The organism is Rathayibacter sp. AY1C6 (assembly GCF_002931535.1).
Lineage (GTDB): Bacteria > Actinomycetota > Actinomycetes > Actinomycetales > Microbacteriaceae > Rathayibacter.
Map to the genome: position 1 here is coordinate 307,115 of NZ_PSWC01000001.1, position 20,942 is coordinate 328,056.

The window sequence follows — 20,942 nt, forward strand, 5'->3', positions numbered from 1 at the left end:
CGACGTGTCAACACCGTGACGGTCCCGGAGGCTCCGCGTAGCGTCGGTCGCGGGCCGTCCGGCCCCTGAGCGGAGGGACTCCCGATGACTCCGGAGGACACGACCACGACGGCCCCGCGGCCCCGCTCCCTCTGGCGGGCGGGCGCGGCTCCGATCCCCTCCGACGAGTTCGTCCCGGGCGCGCACTACGACGACGTCGTGGTCGGCGCCGGGCTCACCGGGCTGGTCACCGCGCTCCTCCTGCAGCGGACCGGCCGGCGTGTGCTGGTGCTGGAGGCGCGGGAGGTCGGCGCGGTCACGACCGGGAACACGACGGCGAAGCTCAGCCTCCTGCAGGGAGCGCACCTCTCCCGGATCGCGGAGCGCAACATCCCCGCGGTGACCGAGGCCTATGTCGCGGCGAACCTCGCGGGCTTCCGCTGGCTGCTCGCCTACTGCGAGGGCGCGGGCGTGCCGGTGCAGAGGCGCACCGCCTACAGCTACGCGCAGACGCCCGAGGGCGTGGACGCCGTCCTGAAGGAGCACGCGACCGCGCGCCGCTTCGGCCTCGCGACCCGCCTCGTCGGCGAGCTCGACGTGCCGTTCCCCAGCACGGCGGCCGTGGCCCTCGACGACCAGGCCCAGTTCGACCCGATGGACGTCCTCACGGCGCTCGCCGCCGACTTCCGCGCCGCCGGGGGCACGCTGGTGCAGGGCGTCCGGGCCCTCGGGATGCGAGCGACCGCTCCCGTCCGGGTGCGCACCAGCGCGGGCCCGGTGACAGGGGACCGGGCCTACCTGCTCACGGGGGCGCCGATCCTCGACCGCGGCCTCTACTTCGCCAAGATCGCAGCGCTGCGCTCGTACGCGGTCGCGTTCCGCACCGACGCGCCGATCCCCGACGGCATGTACCTCTCGGTCGACGAGCCGTCCCGCTCGGTGCGCGACGCCGAGCGCGACGGCGAGCGGCTCCTCCTGATCGGCGGCAACGGCCACCCGGTGGGGCGCAGGCCCGTCACCTCGGAGGCGGTGGACGACCTGGTCGCCTGGACGCGGCGGTCCTTCCCAGGGGCGGAGCCGGTCGCGCAGTGGAGCGCCCAGGACTACGAGCCGTTCCACCGTGTGCCGTTCGTGGGCTGGCTGCCGCGGGGCCGCGGACGGATCTTCCTGGCGACCGGCTACGACAAGTGGGGGATGACCAACGCGGTGCAGGCCGCGATGACGCTCGTCGCCGACCTCGAGGGCAGGACGCCGGCCTGGGCGAGGACGCTGCACCGCCGGCCCACGCTGCCGCGGGTGATGGCGGAGGGGCTCGGCGCCGGGCTGGCGGTGGGCGCCTGGTACGCCCGCGGCTGGTCGGCAGCGCTCCGCGCGCCCCGCTCGGCCGGGGTGGTGCCGGCGGAGGGCCAGGGCTCGCTCGCCCGCGACGGCCTGCAGCCCGTCGCTGTCTCCACCGTGGAGGGGAGGCGCTGCGCGGTGTCGGCGGTGTGCCCGCACCTGGGCGGGATCGTCACCTGGAACGACTCGGAGCGCAGCTGGGACTGCCCGCTGCACGGCTCCCGCTTCGCAGCCGACGGGACGGTGCTGGAGGGGCCGGCGGTCGAGCCGCTCGCCCCGCTGGACTAGGACGGCCGCCGGCTCAGCGGAGCCGACGGCCGAGGCAGGCCCCGCGGAGCAGGCGGCTCAGTCCTCGTCCGCTCCGGGCTCCGCGACCTCGTCGCCGTCCGCGCCCGAGGCGTCGCCGGTCGTGTGCAGATCGGTGTCGCCCGGGATGCTGAAGTCGCTCAGCGGGTCCAGGGGCTTCTTGTCGTCGGTGTCGTCGCTCATGCCTGCCACCCTACGAGCGTCCGGCGAGGCGCTGCACCGCGGCGACCGGGATCGACAGCCACTCCGGCCGGTTGCGCGCCTCGTAGATCGCCTCGTAGACGGCCTTGTCGAGCTCGAACGCGTCGAGCACCGCCCGGTGCGCGGTGACCGCGTCGCCCGCCCGCTCGGTGTAGCCCTCGAGGAACGCGGCCCGGCTCGCCGCCGCCCAGGCCGCCCTCGAGGCGCCCGGCTCGGCCTGCTCGTGCGCGCCCGCCGCGTAGTCGAAGGAGCGCAGCATCCCCGCCACGTCGCGAAGGGCCACGTCGGGAAGACGGCGCTCGTGCATGGGCCGCAGCGGCTCGCCCTCGAAGTCGAGGAGCACCCAGCCGCGACCGGGCACGGACAGGACCTGCCCGAGGTGGTAGTCGCCGTGGATGCGCTGGAGCCTCGGCCACGGCGCGGTCTCGGCGGCGCGGAACACGGCCTCGATCGCCTCCGAGTCCTCGGCGATCACGGGGACCTCGGCCGAGGCGATGCGCAGGCGACGGCGCATGGCCGCGACCATCCGGTCGACGACCTCGGACGTGGTGTCCTCGGTCGGCATGACCTCCGCCAGCGTCGCGTGCACCTCGGCGGTGGCGCGGCCCAGCTCGCGGGCGGGTCCGGTGAAGTCGGAGTCGGCGGCGACCGCCTCGAGGGCGACGCGCCACGCGTCCTGGACCCCGGGGAGGAACTCCTGCGCGAAGGCGAGGTGCCCGAAGGCGCGGCCCGTCTCCTCGCCCTCGTCGTCCCACTCGCCGGTCACGTTGCCGATCACGGGCGGGACGAGGGCGCTCCCGGCGGCGTTGAGCGCCGACTGCACCGTCACGTCCGGGTTGTCGCCGTGGTGGAGGGCGCGGAAGACCTTGACGATCACCGGAGTCGCGTCGGATCCGTCGTCGGCGGTGGTGCGAACGATCACCGAGGTGTTCGACTGCTCGCCGCTGAGCACCTTCGAGGACGCGAACGCCCCGATCGCGGCACCCGGCTGCCGGTGGCCCTCGGCGCGGGCGCCGCCCTGGGCGCCGTCCTCGTCGGAGCGGCCGCCGTCGGCGATCATGCCGAGCAGGGCGCGGGCGAACACCGGGTCGCGCGGAGCGTCGTACACGTAGTGCGCGTCGTCGGAGTAGACGAGGGCGTCCTCGAGCCCGGGCACCGGAGCCGCGTGGACGGTCACCGGCACCTGGTACAGCACCGGGCTCGTGCCTGCCCGGTCGATGAAGAGGTGGTCCACCACCTCCGCCTCGCCGGGGTGCAGCGACCAGGCGCCGCGGACCTCCAGCTCGGGGCGCCGCCCCTTGCTCGCGTACCACCTCTGGTCCGCCACCCATGCGGCGATGCGGTCGATCGACAGGCCTGCGCTCATGGTCTTCCCTCCGTCGGCACCCCGAACCCTACTGGCCGCGGACGACGGGCGGAGGGGCTTGCGGCGGGGCGCTCAGGCCAGCTCGAGCACGTCCAGCGTCCAGGCGTACTCGAACGCGATCTCGCGCCAGCGCTCGTAGCGTCCGCTCACCCCGCCGTGTCCCGCTGTCATCTCGGTGCGCAGCAGCGCGGGAGCGCCGACCTCGCGGAGCCTGGCCACCCACTTCGCCGGCTCCACGTAGAGCACCCGGGTGTCGTTGAGGCTCGTCGTCGCGAGGATCCGGGGGTACTGCACGCCGTCGCGGACGTTCTCGTAGGGCGAGTACGACTTCATGTAGGCGTAGACCTCGGCGTCGTGCAGCGGGTCGCCCCACTCGTCCCACTCGATCACCGTGAGCGGGAGCGACGGGTCGAGGATCGAGGTGAGCGCGTCGACGAACGGGACCTGCGCGAGGACGCCGGCGAACGCCTCCGGGGCGAGGTTCGCGACCGCGCCCATCAGCAGGCCGCCGGCCGACCCTCCCTGCGCGACCAGGCGGGCCGGAGAGGTGAAGCCCGCGTCGACCAGGTGCCGCGCCGCGGAGACGAAGTCGGTGAAGGTCGTCCGCTTCGCCAGCGTCTTCCCGTTCTCGTACCAGGAGCGGCCCATCTCCCCGCCGCCGCGGACGTGCGCGACGGCGAAGACGACGCCGCGGTCGAGCAGCGAGAGGCGCGCGATCGAGAAGCCAGGGTCGATGCTCGCCTCGTACGAGCCGTAGCCGTAGAGGAGGAGCGGCGCGGGGGCCGAGTCCGGATCGGCGGCGTCGCGGCGCCAGACGAGCGAGAGCGGCACCCGCGTGCCGTCCTCCGCCACGGCCCACTCCCTCCTCTGCACGTACAGCGCGGGGTCGTAGTCGCCGAGCACCGGCTGCTGCTTGAGCACCGTGCGCTCGCCCGTCGCGACGTCGAGCGCGAGCACGGTCGAGGGGGTGACGAACGAGGTGTAGGCGAGGCGGAGGGAGGGCTGCTCCCACTCCGGGTTCCCCGCCAGGCCCGCGTCGTAGAGCGGCTCGTCGAAGACGATCTCCTCGAGCCGCGCTCCGGCGCCGTCCTCGCGGAGCAGCCCGAGCCGGGTGGCTCCGTCGGCCCGGTAGGAGACGACCACGTGACCGGCGAAGGCGTCGACGCCCTCGATCCGGCGGCCCTCGCGGTGCGGTACCACCACGCGGCGCTCGCGGGCCCGGGCGTCGGCGTCCAGCGACAGGTCGGCCGGCTCCTCGACGATCTCGAAGTCGAGGGCGCCGTCGTTGTGCACGATCAGCAGGCGGTCGCGCCCGTCGACGACGGCGTGCTCGACCTCGTACTCCACGCCCTCGCGGCGCGGCCACACCGAGCGGAAGGAGCCGGTCGGGTCGGACGCGTCCAGCAGCAGGCACTCGCTCGTGATCTTGCTCCCGATCTCGATGACGAGGAAGCGGCGGCTGCGGGTGAGGCCCACGCCGATCCAGTAGCGCTCGTCGGGCTCGGCGAAGACGACCTCGTCCGGGGTCCCGGCGCCGACCTCGTGCCGCCAGATCGTGTCGGGGCGCCAGGACTCGTCGACGGTCGGGTAGAAGACGAAGCGCGCGTCGGCGCCGAAGGTCGCTCCGCCGCCGGTGCCCTCGATGACGTCCGGCAGATCCTCGCCGGTCTCGAGGTCGCGGATGCGGAGGGTGTAGCGCTCGTCGCCCTCGACGTCGGTGCCGAAGAGCAGCCGTCGGCCGTCGGCCGAGACGTCGAAGCTGCCGAGCGAGAAGAAGTCGTGCCCCTCCGCCTCCGCGTTGCCGTCCAGGACGACCTGCTCGCCCTCGAGCGGACCGCCCTCGGCGATCGACGGCGGCGTCCAGTCGTCCGGCCCGCTGATCGGCGCCCGGCAGTGCACGGCGTACTGGCGGCCCTCGTAGGAGCGCGAGAAGTACCACCAGGAGCCCTCCCGGACGGGGACCGAGAGGTCGGTCTCCTTCGTCCGCGAGCGGATCTCCTCGAACAGGCGCTCGCGCAGCGGAGCGAGAGGAGCCAGCACCGCCTCGGTGTACGCGTTCTCGGCCTCGAGGTGCGCGAGCACCTCGGGGCTCTCCTTCTCGCGCAGCCACTCGTAGTGGTCGACCACCACGTCGCCGTGGTGGCGGCGCTCGAGGGGGACGCGGCGGGCGACGGGCGGAACGGGCGCGGTCATCGCTCCAGCCTAGGGCGAGGGCGCCCCTGGCCGCCCCGGGGTGCCGCAGCGGCGCCGGGCGTGATCACAATGGACCATGGCCAGCGGTGCGGAGAACGAGTCGGCGACGTCCCTGGCGGGCGGTGCGCGGAGAGTGCAGACCGAGGTCGAGCGCAAGTACGACGTCGACGCGGGCACCCGGCTGCCCGACCTGACCGGCACCGCGAGCGTCGCGAGCGTCCGCACGGAGGAGCCGGTGACCCTCCGCGCCGAGTACTTCGACACCGCCGAGCGCGCTCTGTCCCGGGCGCGGATCACGCTGCGCCGCCGCGAGGGCGGATCCGACCAGGGCTGGCACGTCAAGCTGCCCGGCTCCTCCGGCCGCACCGAGATCCACGCGGAGCTCACGGCCTCGCGCACGGTCCCGTCCGCCGTCCGCGAGCCGGTGCTCGGGCAGGTGGGGCGCGCGCCGCTCGAGCCGCTGGCGCTGCTCGAGACGGTCCGCTCGATCACCCGCGCCCTCGACTCCCACGGGCGGGAGCTCGCCGAGATCGCCGACGACCTGGTGACCGCGCGCGACCAGCGCACCGGCCGCGAGCGGCGCTGGAGGGAGTGGGAGGTCGAGCTCGTCGACGTCCCGGGCGACGAGGGCGAGCGGGTCCTCGACGCGATCGAGCAGCGCCTCCTCGCCGCGGGCGCCCGCCCGGCCGCCAGCGCCTCCAAGCTCGCCCGGGCCACCGGCGGCCCGATCGAGGAGACGGTCCCGGATCCGCGCAACGGCGGGGAGGCGGCGCTCGCCGCGGTCCGCTCGCTCCTGCGCGAGCTGCGCGCCGTCGACCCGCGGGTGCGCCTCGAGGCCGACGACGCCCTGCACCGGATGCGCGTGCTCGCGCGCCGGCTCCGGTCCGTCCTCGCCGCCTCCCGCTCCGTGCTCGACCGTGCGGCGACCGACCCCGTGCGGGACGAGCTGCGCTGGCTGGGAGGGGTCCTCGGCGCGGCCCGCGACCAGGAGATACTCGCCGAGCGGTTCCGCGCCTCCCTGGCGGCCGTCGAGGGCGCCCCGAGCACCCCCACCGCCCTGCTGGAGGAGGTCGAGCACCGGCACGCCTCGGCGCTGCGCCGCGTCGACCGCACTCTGCGCGGCGGCCGCTACCTCGCGCTCCTCGCCTCGCTCGACGCCCTGCTCGCGGATCCGCCCCGCACCGCGCGGGCGGGCTCGAGCGCGACGGCGCTGGTGCGCCGCTCCGTCGCGAAGGACCTCGCGCGCATCTCCGCGGCGGGCTCCGCGGCGGCCGGCGGCTCGCTCGAGGCTCGTCACGACCTGCGGAAGGCGGCGAAGCGGCTCCGCTACACCGTGGAGGCGTGGCGGGCGGTCGTCCCCGAGGCTGTCGGCGCCCGGCGCCGCTCGCTCGCCGAAGCGGGCGAGGACCTCGCCGACGCCCTGGGGGAGGAGCGCGACGCGCTCGCCGCCCGCGCGCTGATCCTGGAGCAGGCCGATCGCAGCGGGGAGGGGGCCTTCGCGCTGGGGGTCGTCGCCGCCGAGGAGCGGCACCGCGCCAGACGGGCCGCGAAGGCCGCGGAGAAGGCGCGAGACCGTCTCGAGTCGCTCTCGCGCTGACCGCGCGGCCCCGCGGTCGCTGTCAAGCCGACGGCCCGGTCACACGGACGAAATCCACGGCGGATAATGTGAATCATGCCTTCCGTCCGTGCTCTTCCGTCACCGCTCCTGCGCCCGCGCCACTTCGACCGCGACGACGTCGTGGTCCATGCCGGCCTGTTCTCGCTGGTGAACTCGAGTACGACGCCCCGCGCGGCCTGGACCGAGGACCTGATCGCCATCGGCGAGGTCCTCGACGCCGCCGAATTCCCCTACCGCCTCATCCGCGGCACCGACGGCTCGCCCTTCCTCGCGGTGGACCGCGTGCTCGGCGCCGAGCTGGCGACGCTGCTGGCGCGCGCCTTCGCGACCGAGCCCTTCTACGCCAAGACGGTCGACAAGCGGGGCACCCCGCCTCAGCTCCTGGCCGAGGGCGTGCTCGCGCCGTATCCGCGCGCCTCCGTCTTCAAGCTCTTCCGCCCGCGCGTCTCCTCGACGGGATCGCTGCGCTACGGCGCCCGCAGCGGCGTCCGCCTCGAGCTGTGGAAGGTGGGCGAGGAGGAGATCATCACTCCCGCCGAGAACGCGCTCATGCGCAACAGCCTCCCCGTCGCCGAAGCGATCGACGCCCACGTCGAGGCGTACGGCCGCACCTGGCCGACGTTCGAGGGCATGTTCGAGCCGCTCGTCAGCGACATCCGCTTCGAGGTGGACATCGTCTTCTCGTGGGTCGACGGCACCGACCTGGAGTTCCAGCGCGCCCGGGCGGCCCGCATGGCGAGCTACGTGGTGGGGGAGGGCGACGACGCTCCGGCGCGCTTCCGTCAGATCGACGAGCTCAAGTACGCCCTGCGCAGCGTCTACATGTACGCGCCGTGGATCCGGCACATCTACATCGTCACCGACTCCCCGCGCCCGCGCTGGCTGGACGAGCACCCGGACGTCACCCTCGTGCGCAGCGAGGACCACTTCCGCGACCTCTCGGTGCTGCCGACGCACAACTCCCACGCGGTCGAGAGCCAGCTGCACCGCATCCCGGGGCTGGCGGAGCACTTCCTCTACTCCAACGACGACATGTTCTTCGGGCGCCCGGTCGACCCGTCGATCTTCTTCTCGCCCGGGGGCATCACGAAGTTCATCGAGGCGACGACGCGCATCGGCATGGGCGACTCCAACGCCTCCCGCAGCGGCTTCGAGAACGCGGCCCGCGTCAACCGGCGCCTGCTCCGCGAGCGCTTCGGCGCGATGACGACCCGTCACCTCGAGCACGCCGCCACGCCGCTCCGCAAGACCGTGATGGCCGAGCTCGAGGCCGAGTTCGAGCCGGAGTTCACCGCGACCGCCGCGAGCCGCTTCCGCTCCGCGAGCGACGTCTCCGTCACCAACTCGCTCTACCACTACTACGCGCTGATGACCGGGCGCGCGGTCGTGCAGGAGAACGCCTCGGTGAAGTACGTCGACACGACGATGCACCAGGGGCTGAAGGACATGCGCAAGCTCCTCAAGAACCGCGGAGTCGACTTCTTCTGCCTCAACGACGGCAGCTTCCCCGAGATCTCGGCGGAGGCGCGCACCAAGGCCGTCATCGGGTTCCTCGAGGAGTACTACCCGATCCCGGCTCCGTGGGAGCGCGAGGACTGACCGTGGGCTGGGCCGTCGGGGGAGCGGTGGCCGGGCTGCTGCTCGGCCTGGCGAGCTCGCTCGTGTTCCCGGGCATCGGAGTGGGAGCGGGCGTCGGCGTGGGCGTCGCGCTGGCCGCGGCGCTGGCGTTCGCCGGGTGGCTGTTCGCACGGGACCGCGCCGGCGGGCGCTGACACCGCCGGCCGTGTCCGAGGACGCGGTCGACGCGGCGCCCGGAGGCGTGGGAGCGACCCCGACGCCCCGCCGCGCCGCTACGCGCTGACGCCCACCCGCTCCACGAGCGGCGGGTAGAGCTCCTCGTCCCGGGCGACGGGGGCCGCCGTCGCCGCGGCGATCTCGACGCCGTGGTCCGCGAGGATCCGCTGCGTCTCGTTCGCCGAGACGTAGGACACCTCGGTCGAGGCGCCGATCGGCACCACCGAGTGCAGCACCGTGCCGTCGTAGACGTGGATCAGGTTGAACGCCTGGGCGCCGTTGCGGGCGCGGGTCGCTCCCACCGGCACGTTGAGGTCCTGGGTGTAGCAGGTGGCCGACGCGACCGAGACCGGGATGCCGGCGAACATCGCCGTCGACGAGTAGTGCAGGTGGCCCGCGATGATGCTGCGGACGTCGGAGCCCTCGAGCACCTCCGCGAGGGCGGGCTGGTCGCGCAGCTCCACGAGGACCGACAGGTCGAGCACGCTCGGCACCGGCGGGTGGTGCAGCGCGAGGATCGTGCCGTGCGGGGCCGGGCTGGAGAGCTCCTCCGCCAGCCAGTCGAGCTGCGCGTCCGAGATCTCGCCGTAGTGGGCGCCGGGCACGGTGGAGTCCAGCGCGATGATCCGCAGCCCGTTCACGTCGTGCACGCGGTCGACCGGCTGCGTGGTCGGGAGCTGGTCGAGCAGCCCCGAGCGGAACGCGCCGCGGTCGTCGTGGTTGCCCATCACCCAGATCACCTCGGCGCCGAGGCGTGCGGCAGCGGGCTCGACGACGGCGCGCAGCTTCGCGTACGCCTCCGGCTCGCCCTTGTCGGCGAGATCACCCGTGATGACGATGGCCTCCGGACGTCCGCCGGACGCCTCCAGCTCGTCGAACAGGAGCCGCAGCTGGGCCTCGCTGTCGACGTCGGAGCCGTACAGGCCGCCGTCTCCGGCGATGAAGTGGGTGTCGCTCAGGTGAAGGATGAAGTGGTTGGGCCGGGGGTACTCGGCCTGGCGGAGGGACATGATCCTCGGGTTCCACGATCGGCGGGAGCCGGATCACGCGACCCGGCGTCGGCACTTGCGCACTGCTCCAGCGGAGGCGACCCCGCTGCGATCAGTCCATCATCGCGGGGTGAACTCCGGGCCAACACCGGTCGGCGCGTCATCGAACGGTTCTCCCAGGTTGCCGGTCGCTGCGCGGTCCTCCCGGACCCCGGAGGACCGCCGCGATCAGAGCCGGGCGAGCAGCCGCGCGTAGAACTCGATGGCGCGCTCGAACTGGTCGGCTTCGACCGACTCGTCGACCCCGTGGATCCCGAGCTGCTGCCGCGGGCTGATCTCGAACGGGATGAAGCGGTAGACGTGGTCGCTGATGGCGTGGAAGTGCCGGGCGTCGCTGCCGCCGGTCTGCACGTAGGGGGCGACGACCGCGTCCGGGAACGACTCCTGGACGACCGCGCGGAGCAGGTCATACGGCCCGCCGTCGCCGGGTTCGCCGGTGGGGGAGACGGGGGAGGGCTCGTGGGCGACCTTCACCTCGACCTCGACCTCCGGGTCGTCGATGACGGCGCGGATGCGCTCGACCACGCCCGCCACGGTGCCGCCCGGGTTGATCCGCACGTTCGCGGTGGCGCTGGCGCTGGAGGCGAGGACGTTCGCTCCGGTGCTGCCGCGCAGCTCGGTGATCGCGACCGTCGTCCGCAGCATCGCGGCCGAGCGGTTGGAGTGGGCGGCGAGCGCGCCGACGACGGCGTCCGGGTGCTCGTGCGGGCGGGCGTACCAGACGGCGTGGGCCGCGTCCGCGTGGTCGGCCGCCGCGCGCACCAGCTGGGCGATCGGCTCCGGGAGGGTCGAGGGGAACGGGTTCTCGGTCAGGCGGTGGATCGCCCTCGCGAGCCGCTGGGTGGCGAGCAGCCCGGGCGGGGGCGGCGGAGCGGAGGCGTGGCCGCCGACGTCGCGGCAGGTCAGCTCGAGGTTCATGATCCCGCGCTCGGTGACGCCGATCACGGCGATCGGGGTGGTGACGCCGGGCAGGATGCCGCGCCGCACGTTCCCGCCCTCGTCGAGCACGAGGCGCGGGCGGACCCCGCGCGCGCCGAGCAGGGCGACGACCGAGGGGGCGCCGTCGCCCGCCGTCTCCTCGTTGTGCGTGGAGAGGAGGTACACGTCGTGCCGGGGCCGCTCGCCCCGCAGGACGGCCGCCTCGACCGCCTCGAGGAGGGCGACGAGGGAGCCCTTGTCGTCGAGGGCGCCGCGCGCCACGACGGAGGTGCGGCCGTCCGCGGCGACGACCGTCTCGGCCGCGAACGGGTCGTGCGACCACTCCGCCGCCGTCACGCTGACCACGTCGTAGTGGGCCATCAGCACGGCCGGCTCGCCCGGCTCCTCACCGCGCCAGCGCCAGAGGAGGGAGTGGCCGGCGACGGTCTCGGACTCCAGCGCCGCGTGCAGCGCCGGGTAGAGCTCGGCGACGAGCTCCCGGAAGGCGTGGAAGCGGCTCCAGTCGGTCGCCGACTCGTCCGAGTGGGACACGGTGTCGACGCGCAGCAGGGCCTGGAAGCGCTCGAGCGCGGTCGTCGTCACCGGGCTAGCCTACGACGGCGGTGCCGGGCCCCCGGCCCGTCGGAGCGGAGGTGCGCGGTGGGGCTGCCCGAGGTCTGCGTCGTCTACGTCCTCCGCGACGGCCCGCGGGGCGCGGAGGTGCTCCTCGGCCGCAAGCGCAGGGGCCTCGGCGAGGGCCGCGTGGTCGCCCCCGGCGGCAAGCTCGAGCCCGGCGAGTCGCCCGTCGCCGCCGCCGTCCGCGAACTGCAGGAGGAGGCCGGGCTCGTCGCCCGAGCGGCTGATCTGGAGCCGCGCGGCGTGCTCGACTACTCCTTCCCGCACCGGCCGGCCTGGAGCCAGCGCTCGCACGTCTTCCTCTGCCGCCGCGTCACCGGCGAGGTCACCGAGTCGAGCGAGCTCGCCGCCGCCTTCGTCCCGGTCGAGGAGGTGCCGTTCGAGCGGATGTGGGATGACGCCCGCCTCTGGCTGCCGGGCGTGCTGCGCGGGGGCGCGCCCGTGCGCCTCCGGGTCGAGTTCGGCGCCGACCTCGCGAGCGTGGCCTCGTGGGGGCCGGCCGACGCTCAGACGAACGTTCCCGCCACCAGCAGCGCCAGCAGCGAGATCACCGAGGCGATCGAGAGCGTCAGCGAGTAGGCGGTGAACGTGCCCCGCACGGTGAGGCCGAGCACGGACTTGAAGAGCCAGAACGCGTTGGCGTTGACCATCCCGAGGAAGAGAGCGCCGGAGCCGGCGGCCAAGGCGATCAGCGCCGGGTTCACGTCGAGCACGGGGATCAGCGGGGCGACGATGCCGACCGCGGTGATCGCGGCCGTCGAGACCGAGCCGATCGCCGCGTGCAGCACGGCCGCGACGACCCAGGTGAGCAGGATCGGCGAGAGGGCCCGCCCGTCGAAGGCGCCGGCGAGCGCGTCGCCGACCCCGGTTCCTCCGACCACGGCGGCGAGGCTGCCGCTGACCCCGGTCAGGACGACGATCGGGCCGCTGCGGGTCAGTGCTCCGCCCAGTGCCATGGCCACGGCGCCCTTCGGGAGCGTCCGCAGTGCCGTCGCGTAGGCCAGCACCAAGCCGGCCAGCAGCGCGATGTGCGCGTCGCCGAGGAACCGCAGGAGGGGGACGTCGAGCTCGGCCAGCTGGGTGAGCGAGTTCGCGGCGATCAGCACGATGGTGAGGGCGATCGGAGCGACGGCCAGCGCGAGCGGCACCCGCCGCGTCGCGAGCGCCGTGCCTCCCGTGGCCGCGCCCGCCTCGGGCTCGAGAGCGGGCCCCGGGACCGCCCCGCCCTCGAGGTCGCGCTCGTCCCGCCAGCCGCCGCGCTTCACCAGGGCGCTGTACACCAGCACGGTCAGCACGATGGTGACGATGCCCAGCGGGGCGCCGATGGCGACCATCGACGGCAGGGGAGCGCCCGCGATGCCTGCCGTGGCCAGCGCGGCGGCTCCGGGGACGACGAAGACCACGCCCACGATCATCCCGACGATGGAGGAGCCGGCCAGCAGCCCGTAGCCACCGGCACCGAGCCCCCGCGAGGCCAGACGAGTCAGCGGTGCGCTCATCACGACCAGCACGTCGGAGTAGATCGAGGGGAAGGCGACGCCCAGGGTCAGCGCGTAGGCGACCGGGAGCGCGCGCCGACCGAAGCGCTTCACGAGCCAGCGGGCGAGCAGCGGGGCCACGCCCAGCGCCTCCAGGAGCGATCCGAGCAGCAGGCCGAGCGCGATCAGCAGGCCGATGTCGCCGAGGACCGCGCCGAATCCGGACGTCATCGCGGTCACCGTCCCCTCGCCGCCCTGCCCCGAGACGAGGCCGAGCCCGAGGGCCGAGACGAGGAGGGCGATCACCGGCTCGACCTTCAGCACGACGATCAGGACCACGACGGCCACGATCGTGAGCAGGATGAGGAGCACGGGCCAGTAGTCGGTCATGGGCGGTCCTTCTGTCGAGGAGCGGGAGGGCCCGGAGACCGGGTCGCCGCGAGCCGTCCAGCCCCGGCCGTGGTGCGCCGCCAGACGGACGATCGCGCGGATCCGCGGAGCCGGGAGAACGCCGCGGAGATGCGGCGCGTCAGCGGAACATACCGATCCCCGACCCTGCTCCCCGACGTCGACGACTTCCTTCGTCATGCAGCGTCGCGAACACGCGGGCCGGATGCGCACCCTGCTACTTTCACCGGGCAGACGTCCTCGGGGGGAGGACGCAGCCGCATCTCTCCTCCGTGGTCACCCGCATCCGGACGGCCTCCGCCGTCCGACCCGCCAGGCGCCCTCCGTGGGGCGCCGCCGTCAGCGGGCCACACGACAGCGACGCGATCCGGCCCCGCCCGGACGCGCCCGAGCGCAGCAGGAGCACTACCCATGACGGCACAGATCATCGACGCGACCGATCTCGACGAGCTCCGGCGCGTCGGGCAGGAGCTCCGCGAGGGCGCGACCGTCATCGCGCAGACCGACACGAACTACGGCGTGTTCGCCAGCCCCTTCTCGCGCAGCGCCTGCTTCCGCCTCTACGACATGAAGAAGCGGGACGGCGCGAAGCCGCTCACCCTCTTCGTCTCCGCGCCCCGCGACTGGGCGACCTGGGCCTTCGCCCCGGAGACGGCCGACATGGACGCGCTCGTCGCAGCGTTCTGGCCGGGGCCGCTGAACGTCATCCTGCGCCGCAAGCCCGTCGTCCCGGACTGGGTCACCTCGGGCCAGGACACGGTGTCGGTCGTGCACAACCTCAGCGCCCCGATCAACCTGCTCTCGATATTCGCGGGCCTGCCGCTCGCGGCCACCTCCGCCAACATCAGCGGCACGGTGTCGACCGGACTCGTCGACTTCGACCTCGCCGCGGAGCACCTCGGCGGTGACAGCGACTACCTGATCCGCAGCACCACCGCCCCCGACTCCACGATGAGCAGCACGATCGTCTCCCTCGTGGGCGGCGCGTCGATCGTCCGTCAGGGCGACGTGGGCGCCGACGCACTGCGCGTCGTCGTGCCCTCCCTTGTCTGACCTCGGGCGCGGGGACGCCCCGCGCGGCCGCAGCGCCGCCGGGCTGATCACGGTCTACCGGATCGTCTCGCGCGCCTACTTCCACCTGCCCGTGGTCGCGGTGTTCCTGCTGGCGCGGGGCTACCCGATCCTGGCCGTGGCGCTGCTGCTGGCGCTCTACGGAGTGGTGGCGGCGCTCGCCGACGGCCCGCTCTCGCCGCTCACACGCCGCCTGTCCTCGGCGGGCGCGCTCGTCGTCGGCGAGGGCGTGAAGGCACTGGGCCTCGTCGTGATCGTTCTGGACGCGGATCCGGTCGCCGTCGTGATCAGCCAGCTGCTCGCCGGCTGCGGCTTCTCGCTGACGGCCGGGCGGGACGCCGCGCTGGCCTCCTCGCTGCGCGCCGGAGCCGATGCTCGCCGCCAGGAGACGCGGGTGCAGAGCGGAATGTTCCTCGCCTCCTTCGGCGCGGGAGTGCTCGGGGCCGCCTCGCTCGCGCTCTGGGACCGGCTGCCGTTCCTCCTCAGCGCGCTCGTGTCGTGCGCCGCGCTGGCCGTGGTGCTCCTTGCCCGCCTGCCGCTCGGCGCGAGCGCCGCCTCGGGAGTGGCGGCGCGCGCCGTGCGGCCGGCCGTCCTGCCCGCCGCGGTGCGCTTCTGGTCCCTCTACTACTCCGTGAACCGCGCCGTCCTGCTCGCCGCTTACACCTTCGTGATCCCGCTGCTGCTGTTCCAGGAGCTGCGTCTGACGCTGCCCGCGTTCGGCCTGGTGCTCGGCCTCTACACGCTCGCCGGCCTGGCCGCCGCCCGGCTCTCGCCGCTCATCGCCGGCACGCCCCTGGTCTTCCGGCTGACGGCGCTCACCCAGGTGCTGGGCCTCGCCCTGACCACCCTCGGGGTGCTCGGCGCCGCGATCGCCGGCCTGGCCCTGCTCGGGATCGCGGGCGGCTTCGTGCGGCCCGCGACGATGATCGCCCTGGCGCCGGCGATGAACGGGCTCGAGGACGGCGCCCGGGTCGCGGTGATGCGCGGACTGGAGCGCAACCAGGGGATCCTCCAGGCCGTCCTGCTCGTCGGCGCCGGGATACTCGTCCCCCTCACGGGAGGGACCGCGCCGACCCTCATCGTCCTCGTCGTCCTCGCGGTCCTCGCGCAGACGATCGGGGCCGTCTCGATGCGACGACAGGAGAGGAGGGCCGTCACCGCGGAAGCGGAGTGACAGAGGAAGTCCGGGACGAGTCCGCCGGCGGCGTCCCTCATCCACGTGCAAGGAGTGAAGCAATGCAGCCCATCTACACGTTCTCCGATTCCGACAGATCGACCCTCCAGCAGTCGCTGCTGGCGGTCGCCATCGACCCCTACAAGGACTACGACCGCTTCCGCGACGCGATCGCCGCGCTGATCGACAGCGGCGACGTCCCGCAGGGCTTCGTCGACGCGCTCGCCCGCATCCGGCGCGAGCGCGACGAGAAGATCACCTACGCGCACCTGATCTCGAACAACCCGGTCGACGACGAGATCCCCTGGCTCGACCAGGACGACGCGCTCGAGGACAAGTACCGCAAGAAGCTGACGTTCGTCGGCGAGGGCCTGCTCGAGCTGCAGTCGCAGTACCTCGGCTCGCCGCTGCTCGCGTACGCCACCCGCAACAACGGCGACTTCTTCCAGGACGTCTACGCCGACAACCGCTTCTCGAACACCCAGACGCAGAAGACCGACGGCGAGCTGTACTGGCACAACGAGCGGACCGCGCACCCGGTGCGCGCCGACTTCATCTCGCTCCTGGGACTGCGCACGCCCGAGACCGACCTCGTCTACACGAAGTACGTCGACGGCCGCGAGATCCTGCGCTTCATCTCACCCGAGAACCAGGCGCTCCTGCGCGAGGCGGTCTACATCACCCCGTTCGACGAGCTCTCGCGCGCCCAGAACAAGAACCAGATCGTGTCGGACCAGCACGCTCTGCTCGAGAACGAGCACAGCTTCCGCTACTACGACACCCGGACGGTGCCGGCCGACCCGGACGACCTGCCGCACCTGTGGGCGCTCTGGCAGTTCCGCGATGCGCTCTCGAAGGTCAGCGAGCAGTACCACCGGATCCGCGACGCGGACCTGCTGATCATCGCGAACCAGGACGGCCTGCACAGCCGTCAGCTCGTCGACGTCCAGGACCGCGACAAGACCCGCTTCCGCTGGCTGCTGAAGACGTACTCGTTCCGCGACGCGGCGACCGCGGACCGCCACTCCGACTACTGGCTCGACGGCGTCCGCGGCCGAGTCACCGACTGAGAGAGAAGGAGAACGACATGACCGATCTGACCAGGAGCACGCCCCCGCACCCGCTCGACTTCCTGCCCGCGACGGCGCCCCTGGAGGTGTCCAGCGACGACGTGACCGACGGCGAGCGGCTCGCCGAGGCCCAGGGGAGCGGCGACACCAGCCCGTCCCTGCGCTGGAGCGCCGGCCCCGAGGGCACGCAGTCGTACGCCGTGACCGTGTTCGACCCCGATGCGCCGACCCTCGGCGGCATCCACCACTGGGTCCTGGTCGACATCCCGAAGGAGGTCACCGAGCTGGCCGCCGGCTCGACGGAAGTGGGGCGCCCGGCGCTCAACGACCTCGGGTCGCTCGCCTACGCCGGTGCGGCCCCGCCGCCCGGTGACCGCCCGCACCGCTACCTCTTCACGGTGCACGCGCTCGGAGTGCCGACGCTGCCGGTCGACGAGTCGACTCCGGCCTCGCTGGTCGGCTTCCATCTGACCGTCAACACGCTCGCGCGAGGCTCGCTCACGGCCCTCGCCTGAGCCGTCCCGTCGGCGCGCGCGGCGCGGACGGGCGCGCACCGGGCACCGGAGTCGATCCGGAGCCCGGTGCGCGTCCGTTCGCGGCATCACCGCCGCGGACGACGGGAGGCGATCCGCTAGGCTTCCGCTCGGCCGGGGCCCCGCCCATGGCGTCTCTGGACACCACGAAAGGGAAAGAATGACCAGCACGACGGTGATCGAATGGCGTGAGCAGGCTCCTGCGGAAGCGGTGGACGCGCTCTACGCCCCCGGTGGACTGGTCGTCTGCGCGACCAAGGTCGGCTACATCCTGATGACGACCGACGGAGCGGGCCTCGAGCGCAAGTTCTCGGCCAAGCAGCGCAACCGCAACAAGCCGGGCGTCGTGCTCTGCTCCAGCATCGAGCAGCTCACCGAGCTCGCCGAGCTCAACGAGGAGGTCCTCGCCTTCTACCAGAAGCACTGGGACCAGGACGTCCTGCTCGGCTGCATCCTCCCGTGGAAGGCCGAGGCCGTCGACCTGATCGACGAGGACGCCCGCGAGCTGGTCCGCGACGGACGGGGCACCAGCTGCTTCGTCATCCGCTTCGGCCGCCCGGCCGAGCAGCTGGTCGCCACCATGTGGGAGCGCGACCGCACCCTCACCTTCGCCAGCTCGGCCAACCCCTCGGGCGTGGGCAACCGCGGCCGCGTCGCGAACATCGGCGAGCGGATCGAGAACGAGGCCGACGTCATCGTCTCTGCCGACTCCTACGTCTCCTCGATCCAGCCGGACAAGGACGAGGACTCCCGCCACGAGCAGGGCGTCATGGTCTCGATGGTGGACGCCTCGGGCGCCCTCATCCCCGTGCAGGGCGGCGAGCGCTCGATCACCCCGGGCCCCGTGCTGATCCGCCGCGGCCTCGACTACGAGCGCATCATGCTGAACCTCGCCGAGCAGTTCAACTCCTGGGACTACCGCCAGGGCGAGTACTACTGATCCGGTGAGGGATCGGATCGACGGCCGGGCCGGGGCGCGCCCCCGGCCCGGCCGTCGTCGTTGCACCGCCAGGACTCCAGCAGGCCGTGAGGGGTCGTCGACCCCTCGCTTCACCGGCGGCCGACGCTCGCCGGCCCCCTCGAGGACCTCGTGATCGACGTCTCCGATGGCGCGGAGCCCCGCGCGCTGCGCGTTCTCGGGTGGGCCGCAGCCGTCGCCCTCCTCCCGGTCGGCGTGACGGCGGCGCTGGCGGGACTCGGAGCGCTCGTGGAACCCGGCTTCGCCTCCCTCCTCCTCTTCCTCGCGGCGGTCGGGCTCCTTCCTGGAGCGCTCGTCTTCGTCCTCCCGTGTGCGGCGCTGGCACTTCGGCGATCGACGTCGACACCGTCGCTCGCTCCGGCCCTCGTCCTGGTTCCAGCGTGGCTGGCAGCCCTAATCGTCGTGTCGCCGTCGATAGCGCTCGTGGTCGGCGAGGCCGACGGGCAGCCGAGCGCGAGCAGTGTCCTGCAGGCGGTCGCTCCGGGCCCGGCGCTCCTCGTCGCCGTCCCGCCGAGCATCCTCGCTCTGGGCCTCTCCCTGCTGCTTCTCGCGCTCGGGCGACGGCGGCTCCGCCGGTCCGGTGAGCCACGGCACGAGGAGCGGGCGCCCGGATGGTACGAGTGATCGCGGGCGAGTCCCGCCGTCAGAGCTCCAGCACGTCGCCCGGCTCGAGGGCGTGGTACTCGCCGCCGCCCTCGCGCACCGCCCAGCCGAGCCGGTCGTGGCCGAGCGAGCGCCCCGCCTCCGAGAGCACCTGCTCGTGGGTCGCGAAGGCGTGCCGCGGGGCGAGCTCGAGCACGTAGTCCATCGCCTCGGCGATCTTCATCCACGGTGCTCCCGAGGGAGCAGCGAGGATCTCGACATCGACGCCCTCCGGCACTGTGAACGAGTCGCCGGCGTAGTAGACCCGGCCGTTCACCAGGACGCCCACGTTGTCGATCACGGGGATGCTGCGGTGGATCACCGCGTGACGGGAGCCGAAGAAGCGCAGCTCGAACGTGCCCACCGTCACGACATCGCCGTCGGCGACCGTCTCGACGTCGAAGCCCTCGGCGGCGGCGGCGACCCCGGCCGGGCCGAGGATCCGCAGCGACGGGGCCGCGTCGCGCAGGCGCTGCAGCTGCTCCGGGGTCCAGTGGTCGGCGTGCTCGTGGGTGAGCACCACGGCGACGGTGTCGGTCGTCCCCTCGACGGGCCGGGTGAAGGACCCCGGATCGATCACCAGCCGGGCGCCGTCCTCCTCGATCAGGACGGCGGCGTGCTCGAGTTTCGTCAGTCTCATGCCCCGAGCCAACCGCCTCGGCGGGCGGCGGGCAAGGCCGGGGCCGAGCGGAGACCGGATGGGCCGGGCGCTCGATTTGCGTCGATGCGGATCCGTGTGCAACACTCTTCGAGTTGCAAAAACGCGGCCCCATCGTTTAGCGGCCTAGGACGTCGCCCTCTCACGGCGGTAACGCGGGTTCAAATCCCGCTGGGGTCACCACGGCAACACGAGAAGAACCCCCGGTCTGACCGGGGGTTCTTCTCGTTTAACACCCGGGTGCTCGCCACGCGGCACCCGCTCGACGCATCGCGCCGATCGCCTCGTTCCCGCTCCGCCTCCCCGGGGCCGCATCCCGCCGGATCGGCGCTAGGATCGCATCCGCGAAGGGGAGTATCCCGCCTTTCCGCTCCCGTCAGTACGCACCGCCCCTGCGCGGCGCCGGGGGCGGGACGGGTGACGCGGACCGGCACGGCCGTCCGCTCCCCGGGGAGAGACTTTCGGCCCCCACCCACTCGGAAGGCCCTCATGCTCGATCTGCCCGTCTGGTTCGTGATCGGCTCGTTCGTCGTCCTGAGCCTGATCCTCGCCGCCGACCTGCTGCTGGTCTACAAGCGCCCGCACGTGCCGAGCCTGAAGGAGTCGGGGCTGTGGGTCGGCTTCTACGTGTCGCTGGCGCTCGTGTTCGCGCTGCTGATGCTGATCCTCGGCGGCGGCGAGCTGGCCGGCCAGTTCGTCGCAGGCTGGCTGACCGAGTACAGCCTCTCGGTCGACAACCTGTTCGTCTTCGTCATCATCATGGGCCGCTTCGCGGTGCCGGCGAAGCTCCAGCAGGAGGTGCTGATGGTGGGCATCATCATCGCGCTGGTCTTCCGCGGCGTCTTCATCCTGCTCGGCGCGCAGCTCATCGAGAGCTTCAGCTGGATCTTCTACCTCTTCGGCGCGTTCCTGGTCTACACGGCCTGGAACCAGGCGTTCGGCGCGGAGGACGAGGACGAGGGCACCGACAACCTGCTCATCCGGCTCCTGCGCCGCCGCGTCAAGATCTCGGACTCGTTCGACGGCTCCAGGATCCGCACCACGATCGACGGCACGCGCCACTTCACGCCGATGCTGATCGTGTTCCTCGCGATCGGCTCGACCGACCTGCTCTTCGCGCTCGACTCGATCCCGGCGATCTTCGGCATCACCGAGAGCCCCTTCATCGTGTTCACCGCGAACGTCTTCGCGCTGATGGGGCTCCGCCAGCTCTACTTCCTGCTCGGCGGGCTGATCGACAAGCTCGAGTACCTCAAGTACGGGATCGCGTTCATCCTCGCCTTCATCGGCGTGAAGCTCGTCCTGCACGCCCTGCACGAGAACGACCTGCCCTTCCTCAACGGGGGCGAGCCGGTGCCGGTGTGGGACATCGACACGATCACCTCGCTCGTGGTCATCGTGCTGAGCATGACCGTGGCGACGCTGGCGAGCCTGGCGAAGATGCGCCGCGAGCACCGCCACATCCAGCTGCACGACGGGCACCCCGAGGTCGTCGCGGACGACGCCCGGTCCTCCGCCGAGGAGAAGTGAT

19 protein-coding genes and 1 tRNA gene are annotated in these 20,942 nt (G+C 72.9%); 13 read left to right on the forward strand and 7 right to left on the reverse strand.

Features of this window, described 5'->3' with window-relative positions:
• Nucleotides 1-84 precede the first annotated feature (84 nt).
• The gene (locus tag C5D36_RS01340; RefSeq protein ID WP_104295018.1) at nucleotides 85-1,605 is read left to right on the forward strand and encodes an FAD-dependent oxidoreductase; all 1,521 of its coding nucleotides are present in this window, start codon (nucleotides 85-87) and stop codon (nucleotides 1,603-1,605) included.
• 57 nt (nucleotides 1,606-1,662) lie between these two features.
• Here the strand turns inward: C5D36_RS01340 and C5D36_RS16695 are convergent, their stop codons facing one another.
• From C5D36_RS16695 to C5D36_RS01350, 3 genes are all read right to left on the reverse strand, one after another.
• Nucleotides 1,663-1,806 (reverse strand): hypothetical protein, encoded by a 144-nt coding sequence (locus C5D36_RS16695; protein ID WP_159914626.1) that lies wholly within the window; start codon nucleotides 1,804-1,806, stop codon nucleotides 1,663-1,665.
• A gap of 10 nt (nucleotides 1,807-1,816) precedes the next feature.
• Nucleotides 1,817-3,190 carry a phosphotransferase gene (locus C5D36_RS01345; protein ID WP_104233781.1) on the reverse strand — a complete coding sequence of 458 codons (1,374 nt, stop codon included), beginning with the start codon at nucleotides 3,188-3,190 and terminating at the stop codon, nucleotides 1,817-1,819.
• A 72-nt stretch (nucleotides 3,191-3,262) separates the two neighbouring features.
• Nucleotides 3,263-5,383 (reverse strand): S9 family peptidase, encoded by a 2,121-nt coding sequence (locus C5D36_RS01350; RefSeq protein WP_104295019.1) that lies wholly within the window; start codon nucleotides 5,381-5,383, stop codon nucleotides 3,263-3,265.
• Between the two features lie 76 nt (nucleotides 5,384-5,459).
• Here C5D36_RS01350 and C5D36_RS01355 point away from each other — a divergent pair, with 76 nt between their 5' ends.
• From C5D36_RS01355 to C5D36_RS16700, 3 genes are all read left to right on the forward strand, one after another.
• Complete coding sequence (locus C5D36_RS01355) at nucleotides 5,460-6,980, forward strand: CYTH and CHAD domain-containing protein (protein ID WP_104295020.1); 1,521 nt, start codon at nucleotides 5,460-5,462, stop codon at nucleotides 6,978-6,980.
• A 75-nt stretch (nucleotides 6,981-7,055) separates the two neighbouring features.
• The gene (locus C5D36_RS01360; RefSeq protein WP_104233778.1) at nucleotides 7,056-8,600 is read left to right on the forward strand and encodes a stealth family protein; all 1,545 of its coding nucleotides are present in this window, start codon (nucleotides 7,056-7,058) and stop codon (nucleotides 8,598-8,600) included.
• A 2-nt stretch (nucleotides 8,601-8,602) separates the two neighbouring features.
• On the forward strand, nucleotides 8,603-8,773 hold the full coding sequence (locus C5D36_RS16700; RefSeq protein WP_159939285.1) for a hypothetical protein: 171 nt from the start codon (nucleotides 8,603-8,605) through the stop codon (nucleotides 8,771-8,773).
• A 78-nt stretch (nucleotides 8,774-8,851) separates the two neighbouring features.
• Here the strand turns inward: C5D36_RS16700 and C5D36_RS01365 are convergent, their stop codons facing one another.
• Nucleotides 8,852-9,805, reverse strand: coding sequence for a phosphodiesterase (locus C5D36_RS01365; RefSeq protein WP_104249612.1), 954 nt, complete (start codon nucleotides 9,803-9,805; stop codon nucleotides 8,852-8,854).
• A 207-nt stretch (nucleotides 9,806-10,012) separates the two neighbouring features.
• Nucleotides 10,013-11,365, reverse strand: a complete 1,353-nt coding sequence (locus tag C5D36_RS01370; protein ID WP_104295021.1) for a M20/M25/M40 family metallo-hydrolase — start codon at nucleotides 11,363-11,365, stop codon at nucleotides 10,013-10,015.
• A 57-nt stretch (nucleotides 11,366-11,422) separates the two neighbouring features.
• Here C5D36_RS01370 and C5D36_RS01375 point away from each other — a divergent pair, with 57 nt between their 5' ends.
• Nucleotides 11,423-11,977 carry an 8-oxo-dGTP diphosphatase gene (locus C5D36_RS01375; RefSeq protein ID WP_181072714.1) on the forward strand — a complete coding sequence of 185 codons (555 nt, stop codon included), beginning with the start codon at nucleotides 11,423-11,425 and terminating at the stop codon, nucleotides 11,975-11,977.
• Here the strand turns inward: C5D36_RS01375 and C5D36_RS01380 are convergent.
• On the reverse strand, nucleotides 11,905-13,266 hold the full coding sequence (locus C5D36_RS01380) for a GntP family permease (RefSeq protein WP_181072716.1): 1,362 nt from the start codon (nucleotides 13,264-13,266) through the stop codon (nucleotides 11,905-11,907). The two genes, C5D36_RS01375 and C5D36_RS01380, sit on opposite strands and share 73 nt — an antisense overlap.
• Nucleotides 13,267-13,695: 429 nt before the next feature.
• Between C5D36_RS01380 and C5D36_RS01385 the strand changes: the two genes are divergently transcribed.
• The 6 genes from C5D36_RS01385 to C5D36_RS01410 all read left to right on the forward strand — a co-directional run bounded on the left by C5D36_RS01385 (nucleotide 13,696) and on the right by C5D36_RS01410 (nucleotide 18,735).
• On the forward strand, nucleotides 13,696-14,337 hold the full coding sequence (locus tag C5D36_RS01385) for an L-threonylcarbamoyladenylate synthase (protein ID WP_104225616.1): 642 nt from the start codon (nucleotides 13,696-13,698) through the stop codon (nucleotides 14,335-14,337).
• Entirely contained in the window at nucleotides 14,330-15,529 is a 1,200-nt protein-coding gene (locus C5D36_RS01390; RefSeq protein WP_104225617.1) for a hypothetical protein, read from the forward strand. The genes C5D36_RS01385 and C5D36_RS01390 overlap by 8 nt, the downstream gene beginning before the upstream one ends.
• A gap of 62 nt (nucleotides 15,530-15,591) precedes the next feature.
• Nucleotides 15,592-16,599: a TauD/TfdA family dioxygenase gene (locus tag C5D36_RS01395; RefSeq protein WP_104223082.1), complete on the forward strand. Its 1,008-nt coding sequence runs from the start codon at nucleotides 15,592-15,594 to the stop codon at nucleotides 16,597-16,599.
• A 17-nt stretch (nucleotides 16,600-16,616) separates the two neighbouring features.
• Complete coding sequence (locus C5D36_RS01400; protein ID WP_104223083.1) at nucleotides 16,617-17,114, forward strand: YbhB/YbcL family Raf kinase inhibitor-like protein; 498 nt, start codon at nucleotides 16,617-16,619, stop codon at nucleotides 17,112-17,114.
• 178 nt (nucleotides 17,115-17,292) lie between these two features.
• Nucleotides 17,293-18,072: an L-threonylcarbamoyladenylate synthase gene (locus C5D36_RS01405; RefSeq protein ID WP_104223084.1), complete on the forward strand. Its 780-nt coding sequence runs from the start codon at nucleotides 17,293-17,295 to the stop codon at nucleotides 18,070-18,072.
• A 150-nt stretch (nucleotides 18,073-18,222) separates the two neighbouring features.
• Nucleotides 18,223-18,735: a hypothetical protein gene (locus C5D36_RS01410; protein ID WP_104295024.1), complete on the forward strand. Its 513-nt coding sequence runs from the start codon at nucleotides 18,223-18,225 to the stop codon at nucleotides 18,733-18,735.
• A 19-nt stretch (nucleotides 18,736-18,754) separates the two neighbouring features.
• On the opposite strand, the gene C5D36_RS01415 is transcribed toward C5D36_RS01410, so the two are convergent.
• On the reverse strand, nucleotides 18,755-19,393 hold the full coding sequence (locus C5D36_RS01415; RefSeq protein WP_104295025.1) for an MBL fold metallo-hydrolase: 639 nt from the start codon (nucleotides 19,391-19,393) through the stop codon (nucleotides 18,755-18,757).
• Nucleotides 19,394-19,518: 125 nt separating this feature from the next.
• Between C5D36_RS01415 and C5D36_RS01420 the strand changes: the two genes are divergently transcribed.
• A tRNA-Glu gene (locus C5D36_RS01420) sits at nucleotides 19,519-19,594 on the forward strand.
• Nucleotides 19,595-19,900: 306 nt separating this feature from the next.
• Complete coding sequence (locus C5D36_RS01425) at nucleotides 19,901-20,941, forward strand: TerC family protein (protein ID WP_104223086.1); 1,041 nt, start codon at nucleotides 19,901-19,903, stop codon at nucleotides 20,939-20,941.
• The last annotated feature ends 1 nt before the right edge of the window (nucleotide 20,942 follow it).